Raw genomic sequence first — 13,661 nt, forward strand, 5'->3', positions numbered from 1 at the left:
ATTAATAAAGGAAGGTGAAAACAATGAAGAAAATTATATTACCCCTTTTCATATTAGGAATGATTAGCTTAAGTGGTTGTACTTTTTCTAATAATGAATATGAAGATTTTTGGGTGTTAGAAAAGTCTAGATATAACGAAGGTGGATATGGTCCTTCAAACTTATACGAAAAAGCACAAGAAGATCCAACTATGATCCATTACTCAAATGATAGCATTAGTGAAGGAAAGAGAATGGTATATTTAGCATTTGGAGAAAAGTATAAAAATGATAAAATTACAGTAAAAGAAGTTAAAGACGAAAAAGATACATCCGTTATCGTCTTACGTATTGAAAAAAACAAAGGAAAAGATAAAAACCCTGTTATGTATATCGGTGTGCCTAAACTTAGAGATTCTATTAAAATTGTAGATGAAGATGGTAAGAAAATTTTTGAAATGAAACAAAATGAAAGCGTTACATCACAGCAATGAAAAACTTTCACTCTAGCAATCTTAAATCAAACTTTATACTCATATGAAAGAGTCCATCACAAACGATGCGCTCTTTATTTTATTCATTCTCTAAATAACAATAAAACCTTTCTATCCCCGGGTATTTTTCTCCCAAACTTTCAATCTTAAAGTTACATTTCTTATAAAATCCGACTGCCTCTCTGTCTGTCTCAGCCTCAATATATGTTAACTCATATTTCCTAACTATTTCTTTAATCATTTGAAGTGCAATTCCATGATTACGATATTTTTCATCAACAGCTATGTGACATATTCTCGCTCTATTTGTATCAATTAACGCAATACCTATGCAACCCTTATTCCCATATTTATATAGCACTGCATGATTATTTTCATACAATGAAACTGCTTTAATTAAGCTTACTTCACTCGGGCCGGTCGCATGCTTTAATACTTTCTTAATTGGATCTATTTCTATATGCTCAACACGCTGTAACATCATATCGCCATCCCTTTTCATGAAAAATGACTAGCTCTTTATGGAAAAGAGCTAATCATTTTACGCGGTTATTTTTTCTGCTTTTTTCACAACTACAGCTACATAACTATGAAGTATCATTCCAACAATTACAAGGCTCATTCCAATCCAAGATAAAGAAGACGGAATTGGAGCCGATAGCCAAATGAGCTCTCCTACTAGCGCAAATAAAACTTCGCCGGACTGTGTCGCTTCGACTGTTGCTAATTTTTGCGGATCATCTTTTACAAGATCTGTCGCATAGAAGAATAATACTGTTGCAATTAAACCTGAACTAATCGCAACGATAAAACATTGAAAAACTTGACTACTTGACGGTAAACCGCTTGTAGATACTTCATATCCAGATAGTAAAAACCAAAATGGTAAACTTGCTAATGTCATACCTAGAACCCGCTGGAAGACATCTAATTCGCCCTTACATACTTGCATCATTTTTCTATTTCCAAGTGGGTACGCAAACGCAGCAATGAGTACCGGAACTACACATAAAATGGTTTCACGAATTCCTAAAGAAGAAGCGTGTTCTACTTGCATAAGAACAACACCGAATAAAATAATGCCTGACATTACTAATTCCTTCATCGGAAGCTTCTTATGTAATGGGTCTACCGCGAAAAATGGTGTTAATAAAATTCCTGCGACTATCGTAATTTGCCAAGTTGAAGCAACGAGCCACCCCGGTCCAAACGCACCCGCGAAACTAAGCGGTGCATAAAAGAGACCAAATCCAACAATACTCCATAACAACCATTCTTTCGGATTGTTTTTCATATATTGAAAGAGTTGTTTTAAGTTCCCTCTATACATAACAATAAGTAATAGCATTGGAACCATAAAGTAATACCGTAGTGATGCACTCCAAATCCAACTTCCGCCTTCTAAGTCCATCGACCGGTTTAACACAAAGGTAAAGGCAAAGAAAAACGATGCCACTATCCCTACTGCAATAGCTTTCATTATAAAACCCCTTATATACTTTCTCCTTTTACTATATAACAAAATGAATATAATTAATATTCGAAAATCTCATTATGGATGTAGTCTTTAAAGAAACAACACCATATTTTCATCATCACTATACACACCATTCATCTTTATAGCTCTTTTTTCAATTGCATACGTTTTAAAGCCCATTGATTCGTACAATTTTTTTGCTGGTTCGTTTGTGGATACAACCCCTAAGTTCAATTGCTCTAGTTCTATTTCTCTCGCTCTTTGAATTGCATTTGCAATTAACTCACGTGCCAGTCCATTACGTCTATTTTGTGCATCTACATACATCGCAACGATATGACCTTTATGCTTATACGCCTCTTTCTCTTCTGTTAGTAAAGTGACAACTCCAATTAATTGATCTTCTTCATTAAAAGCACCAAATGTACAGCTAGTATTAGATGTTAAATTACTTGCAACTCGCTCAAGAGGATTTTCTTGCCGCACCGCTTCTTCATAAGTTGTTACAAATGCCTCTGGATTTACTTGTAAGGCTTGTAAACGTAAGTCCCAATATTGCTCCGCATCTTCTTTAGTAAGTAATCGAATCATTTTCCCCATCCCCTTTAAGTTTACATAATATTTTTATAGACTATTGAATAAAGATTGATATTCTTCTTTTAACATACTATAACGATAGCGATGAATGAACTTACCTTGACGTAATCGATCATTTCTCATTATTCCTTCACAAACAAATCCAGCTTTTTCATAACTCTTTCTAGCTTTTAAATTATCTTCGTCTACTCGTAGCCAAACTTTTTCTAATTGGAATTCAGAAAAGCCGATTTGTAACATACTGTATAGAGCTGCCATTCCATATCTTTTACCCCAATATTCTTTATTTCCAATTGCAATCCCTAGTTCGGCATTTTTATTTGTATTATCAAAGTTTTTTAGGTCTACCCATCCAATGTGTATACCTTCCTTTGTAACGATAGCTCGTTGTTCATAACCATTCTTTCGACTTATGCATGCTTCAATCCACCTTCTCGTATCTTCACGAGTGAACGGTGGATATTGATTTGGTACAACTAAATGCTTTGTTACTTCTGTATCTAATGACCATTGATATCGATCTTCTACATTGTCTAGTGTCAATTCTCTTAATTGAACGAATGGTATATTCACTTTGCTATCCCCTTCTCATTTCCCTATAGAAAAGCCTTCGAACATTCTTCCTCCATACTGATCTAGCGTGCTTTCTACAAAAGTAATTAATTCATTTTTCTCCTCTGTTTTATAAAAATGATCAAAAGCCGCTACAAAATGTTCTGCATATTGCTCGTCATACCTTCTTAACACTCTAATAAACCATTTTGAATTTCCAAGCCACCTACCATTTACCCTTAAAACATATTCATGTACTAAATCAGCTAATAAATTTGCGATGAACAATTCTTCTTCTCTCTTTGTTGCACCAATGAAATCATCCAAAGTATCCGTAATAAAATAGCGTTTCTGTTTCATCGTTTCTTCTGACCATTTCTCTGGTCCTTTATTTAATAATTCATTCGCTTCTCTTTTGAGTATCTCTACAATTTCATCTTTACCTTTTAATTCAATCCCTTCTGAAACTAATTGAGGTAATGAAGGTCGCCCGCGCTCACAATCACTTTTAAAAAAGGTTTTGTACGTTTCAAAATTATGTACGAATACTTCAACAGGCCAGCCATTACTATAGAAAGATTCTCTATAACAAGATGACAAACTTTGGTCAAATATTACAATATCAAGGTCAGATGTTTTCGTAGCCTCTCCTCTAGCAACACTTCCCCCTAGTAAAGCAACATCACAATTCGAAAATTGTGATGTAATAATACTTCGTGCCGCTTCAATTGGTTTCATAGCCTTTCTCCTTCTCATATTTTACTTTCTTCTTTTCAGCTCTTTCTCGTGTCTTTTTAATATAGGATTCTGCATCTGGTGTTTTGCATGACGTTTCACCGTGATCAACTTCTACTTTTCCAACTTCACGTGAGATTTCAATTGCTTGTTGCTCTAAAGCTTCATTTCGAACCCCTACCGCAATTAAAGCTCTATTCATCGCTTCTCTTTTACGATTTTTTTCATTATGTATATGAACTTTAATCTCTTCTAAATACGGTAAGAAAAAATCATCGTCTAACGTTTTATTTTTTATTGCGATATTCGCTAATAATGACCAACCAGCTCTTCCAATCCATTCATCATCAGACTTCGTCCATTCTTCCATTCTTTCTATCGCGATTGGCGACGTACATATAGCTGTCATAAGAACATCCATTAAACAATAATAATCAACATCTTGAACCCATCTATTTAGCTGTTCTGACGTTAGTTTCTTCGGATCTAAAACCATTGTTGCTAAAGTCATTGCGTCCATATTTTTTGTTTCCCATAATGAGATTGCTAAATCATGATCTTTTTTTATCTTCTTTTTCAACAATTTTAAATTTGCAAAACTAACTCCAAATAACGGCTCTTTCGCCCCATGGTTTTTATACGTCTTACGAGTTTGTTCTGTCCCATATTCTTCTAGTTGCTGCATTACTTCTTCAAGTAACATAGGTCCACCTCTTTTATATATTTTGTTGACTTCACATATGTATGTAAGATATATTCTACATTACTTTTTGGTTTTCCTATATTTATTTTTAAAATACGGTATGTGAAATTTTTAATGATGCATTTTAAAACAACAAATATCCTCTTCTTTATTTTTCACACGGTTGTTCATTCACACTCTGTATACAATACTCCACTAGCGCATTCAACGGATTCATTATGTTCCTTCCTATTATATTTTCTACCCTTGTAGCAGCGTCTACCATTGATAATTGCGCAACTGAAAGCATTTCGTTTCTACCTTTCATAATTTCATATAAATACTTTTCTAATTTAACATCATGCTCTTCTTTACGACCTTGCATAATTAATTCAAATATCCCCTCTATCACTTCTACTTTTACATGTATGGATTTATTATTCTGCCGAGCGTATTGTTTTAAACGTTCCATCGTTCCTGAAACAGTGCGGTTATTTGTAAAAAGTATGGTCTGTGGCTCTTCAACATGACAAATCATTTCAAAGAATGGCTCATCAATTTTCAATATAGGTATGTCTATTTTGAAATTCTCATCTAATAGCGTAATATAATCTGTACAAGTTAATAAAAGTGTGTCTACATCACTTTTGGCTATATACTTTATAATATCTTTTAAATTATTTCGTGCTTGTTCTTTTTCAAAATCACAATCTTTTTTTAATATGCGCGATAAGATGGGATCTACAAAATGGAGTATTTCTATTCCAAAAGATTGCAACGCTCGGTCAATGTATTCAATATTTGAATGATGAGCATGTAAACAAGCTAGTTTTTTCATACTTATCCTCCCTTTCTAAAACAAAAAACATGAATGAGCCGTAATAAATGCCGTTCCACACATTCAATTCTTGTTTCATTTTATTAAACCTGCAAAACAACTGAAATCTTGCATATTTTCTAACAAACTTTTTTGCGCTTGTAAAAAAGTTTTTTTGCATTTCCCCCTCTAAAATTGCTAATATAGTAGAGTAGAACTTTTATAGAGAGTAGGAAAATTATGCACAATGGAATTCGGATGACAACTTTAGTGAAAAGGGCTCTGTTGATTTGCGCCGGGGTATTATTTACATACGAAGCTGCTTACGGATCAACACATATCGCTCTAGCAAGTACAGAGGATGACGCTAAATCTGTTCAACTTGTAAGTGAAATTCAAACATCCCTTGCTCCGAAAGAAGCTCCAAAGCACTATAATGGGCAAGTTAGAAAAGTCGCTTACTTAACATTTGACGATGGTCCTGGAAAATACACAGCTGAGCTTTTAGATATGTTAAAGAGTGAAAATGCAAAAGCAACATTCTTCCTAATTGGTTCAAACGTAAAAGCTTTCCCTGATCTTGTAAAACGTGAAGATGCTGAAGGCCACTATGTTGGGATGCACAGTATGACTCATAACTACAAGAAGCTTTACACAGAAGGTCATTACGTTGATGAAATGAAAGAAGACCAAGGCTTAATCGCTGGCGTTCTAGGAAAATCACCAGTATTAACTCGTCCAGCTTACGGCTCAATGCCAGGGTTAAATGAAGCGCTTCGCAACAAAGCTGTTGAAAATGGTTTAAAAGTTTGGGATTGGACAATTGATTCATTAGACTGGAAATACAACAAAATGCCAGTTGACGCTGCATCTGCTAAAATCGTAGAAAACGTTCTAGCTGGTGCTACAAATCCAACAGAAGTTATTCTTATGCACGATATTCATCCACAATCAGTTAAAGCAGTACCTGGAATTATTAAAGGGCTGAAAGAAAGAGGATATGAATTAGAAAGCTATCATGAGAACGAACACTTCCCATTAAACTTCTGGCATGATAATCGTATTTAATGAAAAAGACTTGATTTCCTCTAGTAGGTTATCAAGTCTTTTTATTATCGTTTTGGGAATTTCTTTTGCTGCTCTTCAATAGAACGAATAATATTCTCTCTATCATCTTGAGTGATACTGATAGAAAATTCGTACTCCTCTTCCTTACACCATGAAGGATTAAGTTCCAGCGATAAGCGAATAACAAGGTGAAACTCCCCTTCTTTTTCTCCCATAAATTCAAACGCTAAATTTGGCTCGATGAAATCTAGTTCGTTATATGTAGGGTTTGGTAATGCTTGAAACCATTTTATCATGTACTGTAAATCGGATGTTTGTAAAAAAGGATCCATCGTTTCAAAAACTTTATTTTCTTCTGACAGTCTCGCTTTTACTCTTAACCAATTTCTATCACACTCGTCTTTTGCATCTTTATATTGGTATTTCACAACCTCTAAATGTAATGCTACTTTTTCATTTTTAAAATTCATGAATATCCCCCTTCTATCTCTGGATCTTTTGTTTTATAAATTTTTATTAATCCCGATCCTTAAAATCATTACCCTTTATACATGAAATAAATTTGATTTGCAATATAATCTGAACTAAAGTGAAGTCCATTCCTTATCCACCACATGATAATACCTACCAATGAGGCTGTTTTAATATCAACCGCAACATAATCATCTGGCAAATCCTTTTTCGTATTCTCTCTTCTCGTTTCTATTAACTCTTTTAAAAATAAAAATAGTTGCTCCTCAAATTGATTCATTTTAAATAATATAAATAAATAATTTCGGTGAATATATAAATAATCAAGTAATTGTGTTAGCTTTTGTTTTTCTGATAAATCTTTTGCATGTATCAAATCAACAATTTTATTAGAAAGCTCATTTGAAATCTCATTCGTGATTTGGTCTAGTAAATCTTGAATATCTTGATAATGTAAGTAAAATGTCGTTCGATTTAATCCTGCCGTTGTTGCGACTTTCTGAACCGTTAAGCTTGAAATACTAGGATTCTCACATAGGAGAGAAAAAACAGCATTTTTAAACATTTCTCTTGAACGAACTGTACGTGGATCTTCTTTTTTAGGTGTAGACATTTTGAAACTCCTTTATAGATTTTCTCTTTACTTACTCGACAGTGCATACCTTCAGTGCCGAGTAGTGAACATTTTCAACAAAACTGTTCATGGTCAAAGAAAATTTATTTTGTTACCATTAATTTTATCGACACATTGTCGATAAATCAAGAAAACAACGAAGGAGTTTACCAATGCAAAAGGAAATATCAGAAAGAAATAAAAAAATTATATTAGTTGTGCTCATTGCCGGCTGTTTTTTATCAACATTAAATCAGACGCTATTAAATGTGGCGATGAGTAATTTGATGGAAGTATTTGATGTTTCGGCTGCAACAGTGCAATGGCTATCGACAGGCTTTATGCTCATAAATGGTGTTCTAGTGCCAATTACAGCATTTTTAATGAAACGATTTACTACAAGGCAGCTATTTATTAGCTCGATGCTCTCTTTGTTTATCGGGACTGTTCTTTGTGCATGCGCCATGAATTTTGGCACTTTGTTAACAGGAAGAATGATTCAAGCAGTTGGCGCAGGAATTATTATGCCACTAATGATGACAGTTATTTTATATTTATACCCTAGTGAAAAGCGTGGCAGTATTATGGGAACCATCGGCTTCGCCATAATCTTTGCGCCAGCCATCGCTCCAACATTATCTGGCTTTATTATTGAATATGTATCATGGAGATGGTTATTTATTGGATTAGCTCCCTTTGTATTAATCGTTATTATTCTCGCGCTAAAACATTTAATGAATGTTGCTGAGACAACAAAAGCAAAATTAGATATCGTAAGTGTCATTTTATCAACGATTGGCTTTGGTTGTATTATATTCGGGTTCAGTAGTGCAGGAAGCAAAGGATGGGATCATCCAGTTGTTATTACTACAATTATCATCGGAATACTTGTTACAACGCTATTCTGTTTACGTCAAATAAAGTCTAGCGATCCACTATTAAATTTATCCGTATTTAAATATAAAATTTTCACTCTTACATCAGTCATTAACGTACTCATTACGATGATTATGTATGCTGATTTAATTCTTCTACCGATTTACTTGCAAAATGGACGAGGTTTCACTGCTTTTGAATCCGGTTTACTTCTATTACCTGGCGCTGTAATTAATGCCTTCTTATCACCTATCACAGGTAAAATGTTTGATAAATACGGGGCAAAACCACTCTTTATTACAGGTTTAATATGTATCATTATATCAATGTGGGGTGTAATTGACTTGACCGAATCCACCACTTATATGTATTTAATGGTTCGTACTATTATTCTACGCATTGGACTAAGTTTCATTTCGATGCCTTTAAATACAGCAGGTTTAAACGCTTTACCAAGAGAACTGGGTTCACATGGTTCCGCAGTGAATAATACCGTACGTCAATTAGCTGGTGCTATAGGAACAGCAGTCATTATCACTGTGTATACAATTCAATCTACTTCACATACTTCACAGTTATCTAGTGAGAATGGAAGCATATCAGCTATGCAAGTAACGAAATTAGCTTCTATCTTCAGCTCAAGTGATGCCTACGCATTTATGTTAGTCTTATCTTTTGTAGCTTTGATTATTGCATGTTTTATGCCTAAAAAAGTAGCACTCCAAAAATCCGAAAGTAAATCTTAAAACAAAAAATCCTACTCGTATTCCATACGAGTAGGATTTTTTATTATTTATTTCGTTTCCCCGTCTTCAGTCGTCTTCACCTTCGTTTTATTGTTATCACGATGGTTATAGTTATACTTAGAAGGTTCTACCGGTGTAAATCCTTCTGGTGTGTAGAATCGTAATAAGTCACCGTTAACAACTTGGTCGGAGTATTTTAGTGATTTTTGAACCATTTGTTCATTTTGTTTTATTTCATCTGTAAATTCTACAGGTTTCCCAGTCGCTGTATCATAATATTTACCGTTAAGTGCTGTAACTGTTGGGCTTACGTAGTTACCGTTACGGAACGGAACGACTTGTTTATGCTCTGGTGATAATAAATCTGATCCGAATTGGACATAATTTTTCGTATCTGTACCTAGTAAGTGTAATAACGTTGGAAGAACGTCAATTTCTCCGCCGTATTGATGTTGTACGCCGCCTTTCATTCCTGGTACGCGAATGATTAAAGGTACACGTTGTAATTGAGCATTTTCAAATGAGTTCATTTCTTTACCCATTATTTGAGACATTGCTGCGCTATGATTATCTGAAATACCGTAATGGTCACCGTACATAACGATAATTGAGTTATCGTATAAACCAGATTGTTTCAAGTAATCCATGAATCCTTTTACAGACTCATCTAAATAGCGTGCTGTTTGGAAATACGTATCTACAGAAGTATCACCTGTTTTCGCTGGTTCAATCGTTGCTTCTGCCTTATCGATAGGATAAGGGAAATGGTTCGATAACGTAATGAACTTCGAATAGAACGGTTGTTTTAACGTTTGTAATAATGGAATTGATTCATTAAAGAACGGTTTATCTTTTAATCCATAGTTTACTACATCTTTTTCGTTCATATCATAGTATGACGCATCAAAGAATTTATTAAAACCAAATGATTTATAAATTTCATCACGGTTCCAGAACGTTTTATAGTTACCGTGGAACACTGCTGATGTGTATCCTTGTTGACCTAAAATAGCTGGTGCTGATTGATACGTGTTATGAGCTTTATTTGTAAAAACAGATCCTTGTGGTAATCCAAACATTGAATTCTCTAACATGAACTCCGCATCAGATGTTTTACCCTGTCCTGTTTGATGGAAGAAGTTATCAAAGTATAACGTATTCGCATCTTTTGTAAATGAGTTTAGGAATGGTGTAACTTCTTGGCCATTTAGCTTGTAGTTTAGTAAAAAGTTTTGGAATGACTCTAAATGAATATAAATTACGTTCATTCCTTTTCCTTTACCGAAATACTCAGGATTTGGACTTGCATAAGTTGATGTAAGATAGTTTCTAACTTCTGTCATATTATCTCCATCCGCTAATGCTCGTTCTGTTGATGCTTTCGCACTTTGAATACCATCATAAATCGTAAAGTTGTACGCCCCTAAATATTTCACGATATAATTGCGGTCAAATGTTCTTGTTAACAATTCAGGACGGTCAGATTCTGCCAGACCTAAGTTAACGCTAAAGAATAAAATACCTGCTACAAATACTAGAGATAATTTATGCTTCGCAACACGGATTGGTTTAGGATTTACAAATTTCGTTGCGACTAAAACAATTAAAATGATTGTATCTAAGAAATATAGTGGATCATATAAGTGTAGCAATGCAAAAATACTACCACCTAAATCTCCAAAGTTATTCGATTGTGTTAATGTCGGGAACGTAATAAAGTCGCTGAAAAAGCGATAATATACTACGTTGGCGTATAAAAGTATAGACATTAGCAAATTAATAATAATTAACCAAATGTAAGCTCGTTTCCCTTTTGCGAATAATGCGAGTCCTAAAAATAGAACTGCTGAGCTTAACGGGTTGAAAAACAGTAAGAACTTTTGGATTGTGTTCGATATCCCTAAATTAAATTCTGTCACATATGCTGCATATGTTTTTAACCAAAGTAAAATAACGGCAAATACGAAAAATCCAAAATGATTACTTAATACTCGTTTACTCTTTAATAAAAATTGTTGCATCTCTCCACCTCTTTTGATCATCCAAGGCTTATTTTATATAAGTCTGTCTCTCTATTTGATTTTTCTTCTTCAGATAGATTTTATTTGTTTAACTATATGAAGAATATTAGTAATTATAATTTGTAGCTTTTATTTATTCAACTATTTCTTTTTAAACATTTTGACCTTGGTTTCTATTTAACAAAATACATTTGTAACATTTCCTGTTTTCTCCCAAGGCTCATCCACTAATTATGACTCCACAAACTATAATCCTTTATTTCCTCATTTGCAAACTAATCTATCTCCAATTTTGGTACATATTTCACATAAGAAAAAGTGTAGTTTGAAGTAAATGCTCAAACTACACTTTTCCTACAATCTTATCCTTTATAACTAACTTCCTCCTACTTCAGGAGTATTTTCCGTTACTTTATTCGTCCCTTCCAATGTAAAAAAACATTTCTTCATCATTTCAGGGTTTATCCACGCTTCAAAATTTTCTTACCATTGCTAATGTTATTTTCGAATAACTATTGATTTCAGTCCCCCCCTTTATTTAAATGAAAAGATTGTATTTCTTTTCAACAAAACCCCCGCTCTCATAAAAGAGAGCGGGGGTTTTAATCATTCATTATTGACCTTTGTACATTGCATCAACTTGTTTTTGAAGTTCTTCATTTTCTAAGAACTCATCATACGTTGCTACCTTATCAACTACACCGTTTGGCGTTACTTCGATAATACGGTTTGCAATTGTTTGTACGAACTGATGGTCATGAGAAGTGAATAGTAATGTTCCTTTAAATGTGATTAAACCGTTGTTTAATGCTGTAATAGACTCAAGGTCTAAATGGTTCGTTGGATCATCTAATGTTAATACGTTTGCACCGCTTAACATCATTTTAGATAACATACAACGAACTTTTTCTCCTCCAGATAAAACAGAAACGTTTTTCTTTACTTCTTCACCAGAGAATAGCATACGGCCTAAGAAACCACGTAAGAAACTTTCTGATTCATCTTGTGGAGAGAACTGACGTAACCAATCAATTAAAGTGTAATCACTGTTCTCGAAGTACTCAGAGTTATCTCTTGGGAAATGAGCTTGAGATGTTGTTACACCCCATTTGAATGAACCGCTATCTGGCTCCATTTCACCCATAAGAATTTTAAATAATGTTGTCATTGCAATATCGTTACGGCCGATAAATGCAACTTTATCACCTTTATTTAAAGTGAAGTTCACATTATCTAATACTTTTTCTCCGTCGATTGTTTTAGAAATACCTTCAACCGTTAATAAGTCATTTCCTACTTCACGCTCTGGTGTGAAACCAACGAACGGATAACGACGTGATGACGGTCTAATATCATCTAATGTAATTTTATCTAATAATTTTTTACGAGAAGTTGCTTGCTTCGCTTTAGATGCGTTTGAGCTAAAGCGTGCAATAAAGTTTTGTAACTCTTTTACTTTCTCTTCTTTTTTCTTGTTAGAATCTTGAGTTAGTTTTAATGCTAATTGGCTTGACTCATACCAGAAGTCATAGTTACCAACGTATAATTGAATTTTACCGAAATCAAGATCAGCCATGTGCGTACATACTTTATTTAAGAAGTGACGGTCATGGGATACAACGATAACTGTATTTTCAAAGTTCATTAAGAAGTTTTCTAACCATTGAATCGCCTTTAAGTCCAAATGGTTGGTAGGCTCATCTAGTAATAGAATGTCAGGTTGACCGAATAAAGCTTGAGCAAGTAATACTTTTACTTTCTCTGCCCCTGTTAATTCAGACATCTTTTTATCATGAATATCTTCACCGATACCTAATCCTTTTAGAAGGATTGCAGCTTCTGACTCAGCTTCCCAACCGTTTAGCTCAGCGAACTCACCTTCAAGTTCTGCAGCACGCATGCCATCTTCATCACTAAAGTCTTCTTTCATGTAAATTGCATTTTTCTCTTGCATTACTTTATAAAGACGTGTGTGACCCATCATTACTGTTTCTAGTGCAGGGAACTCTTCATATTCGAAGTGATTCTGTTTTAATACTGCTAGACGCTCACCTGGCGTAATATGTATGTCACCTGTTGATTGGTCAACTTCTCCAGATAAAATCTTTAGAAATGTTGATTTACCAGCACCGTTTGCTCCGATTAAACCGTAGCAATTACCTGGCGTGAATTTTATGTTAACATCTTCAAATAATTTGCGATCTGCGAAACGCAAACTAACGTTACTTACTGTAATCATTTGTGTCCTCCTACTAATACCGCTTATTTCAGCGTTTTCTCACCGATTGTCTTAAAAAATCGCATATTACGACTCAATTATTGTAGACTATAGCTATTATATAGTAGAAGCTGGATGAATAGCAACGGTTGATTAGCTTTCTACAATGAAATCGAATAGTTTTTATCCATTCCCCTAGCTATTTTTTGTATATCATCGACCTCTTTCTAATATCCCTATTCGCTTCTCATTCTGTAATACATTGAATCATTTTTTCATTTCATATTTTATATAAAAAAAACCTGTAGAGAAAAC

General features: G+C 34.1%; 14 protein-coding genes and 1 pseudogene. 3 read left to right on the forward strand and 12 right to left on the reverse strand.

Annotated features, from left to right (window positions below; genetic code table 11):
- Window positions 1-23: 23 nt before the first annotated feature.
- Entirely contained in the window at window positions 24-473 is a 450-nt protein-coding gene (locus EXW56_RS13825) for a hypothetical protein (protein WP_002110433.1), read from the forward strand.
- 79 nt (window positions 474-552) lie between these two features.
- Here EXW56_RS13825 and EXW56_RS13830 read toward each other — a convergent pair whose 3' ends face one another.
- The 7 genes from EXW56_RS13830 to EXW56_RS13860 form a co-directional block, all read right to left on the reverse strand.
- The gene (locus tag EXW56_RS13830) at window positions 553-954 is read right to left on the reverse strand and encodes a GNAT family N-acetyltransferase (protein ID WP_070128605.1); all 402 of its coding nucleotides are present in this window, start codon (window positions 952-954) and stop codon (window positions 553-555) included.
- Window positions 955-1,014: 60 nt separating this feature from the next.
- On the reverse strand, window positions 1,015-1,953 hold the full coding sequence (locus tag EXW56_RS13835; protein ID WP_002200157.1) for a DMT family transporter: 939 nt from the start codon (window positions 1,951-1,953) through the stop codon (window positions 1,015-1,017).
- A gap of 87 nt (window positions 1,954-2,040) precedes the next feature.
- Window positions 2,041-2,541 (reverse strand): GNAT family N-acetyltransferase, encoded by a 501-nt coding sequence (locus EXW56_RS13840; protein ID WP_070128499.1) that lies wholly within the window; start codon window positions 2,539-2,541, stop codon window positions 2,041-2,043.
- Window positions 2,542-2,574: 33 nt separating this feature from the next.
- Window positions 2,575-3,120: a GNAT family N-acetyltransferase gene (locus EXW56_RS13845; protein WP_215596640.1), complete on the reverse strand. Its 546-nt coding sequence runs from the start codon at window positions 3,118-3,120 to the stop codon at window positions 2,575-2,577.
- Between the two features lie 15 nt (window positions 3,121-3,135).
- Window positions 3,136-3,837 (reverse strand): nucleotidyltransferase domain-containing protein, encoded by a 702-nt coding sequence (locus tag EXW56_RS13850; RefSeq protein ID WP_215596641.1) that lies wholly within the window; start codon window positions 3,835-3,837, stop codon window positions 3,136-3,138.
- Entirely contained in the window at window positions 3,824-4,537 is a 714-nt protein-coding gene (locus EXW56_RS13855) for a DNA alkylation repair protein (RefSeq protein WP_215596642.1), read from the reverse strand. Before EXW56_RS13855 ends, EXW56_RS13850 begins: the two co-directional genes overlap by 14 nt.
- Window positions 4,538-4,685: 148 nt before the next feature.
- Window positions 4,686-5,354 (reverse strand): hypothetical protein, encoded by a 669-nt coding sequence (locus EXW56_RS13860; RefSeq protein WP_078181098.1) that lies wholly within the window; start codon window positions 5,352-5,354, stop codon window positions 4,686-4,688.
- Window positions 5,355-5,573: 219 nt separating this feature from the next.
- Here EXW56_RS13860 and EXW56_RS13865 point away from each other — a divergent pair, with 219 nt between their 5' ends.
- Entirely contained in the window at window positions 5,574-6,401 is an 828-nt protein-coding gene (locus EXW56_RS13865; protein WP_070146637.1) for a peptidoglycan-N-acetylglucosamine deacetylase, read from the forward strand.
- A gap of 44 nt (window positions 6,402-6,445) precedes the next feature.
- Here EXW56_RS13865 and EXW56_RS13870 read toward each other — a convergent pair whose 3' ends face one another.
- Window positions 6,446-6,871: a WapI family immunity protein gene (locus EXW56_RS13870; RefSeq protein ID WP_215596643.1), complete on the reverse strand. Its 426-nt coding sequence runs from the start codon at window positions 6,869-6,871 to the stop codon at window positions 6,446-6,448.
- A gap of 68 nt (window positions 6,872-6,939) precedes the next feature.
- The gene (locus EXW56_RS13875) at window positions 6,940-7,485 is read right to left on the reverse strand and encodes a TetR/AcrR family transcriptional regulator (RefSeq protein ID WP_002200148.1); all 546 of its coding nucleotides are present in this window, start codon (window positions 7,483-7,485) and stop codon (window positions 6,940-6,942) included.
- Window positions 7,486-7,658: 173 nt separating this feature from the next.
- Between EXW56_RS13875 and EXW56_RS13880 the strand changes: the two genes are divergently transcribed.
- Window positions 7,659-9,107, forward strand: a complete 1,449-nt coding sequence (locus EXW56_RS13880; protein WP_215557016.1) for a DHA2 family efflux MFS transporter permease subunit — start codon at window positions 7,659-7,661, stop codon at window positions 9,105-9,107.
- Window positions 9,108-9,154: 47 nt separating this feature from the next.
- Here the strand turns inward: EXW56_RS13880 and EXW56_RS13885 are convergent, their stop codons facing one another.
- From EXW56_RS13885 to EXW56_RS13890, 3 genes and pseudogenes are all read right to left on the reverse strand, one after another.
- Entirely contained in the window at window positions 9,155-11,128 is a 1,974-nt protein-coding gene (locus EXW56_RS13885; RefSeq protein WP_215557017.1) for a lipoteichoic acid synthase, read from the reverse strand.
- Window positions 11,129-11,506: 378 nt separating this feature from the next.
- Window positions 11,507-11,581 (reverse strand): annotated as a pseudogene (locus tag EXW56_RS27980) (ATPase); the annotation flags it as partial.
- 160 nt (window positions 11,582-11,741) lie between these two features.
- Window positions 11,742-13,367: an ABC-F family ATP-binding cassette domain-containing protein gene (locus EXW56_RS13890; protein ID WP_002110450.1), complete on the reverse strand. Its 1,626-nt coding sequence runs from the start codon at window positions 13,365-13,367 to the stop codon at window positions 11,742-11,744.
- Window positions 13,368-13,661: the final 294 nt, after the last annotated feature.

This window comes from Bacillus mycoides, from assembly GCF_018742245.1.
Classification (GTDB): Bacteria; Bacillota; Bacilli; order Bacillales; family Bacillaceae_G; genus Bacillus_A; species Bacillus_A cereus_U.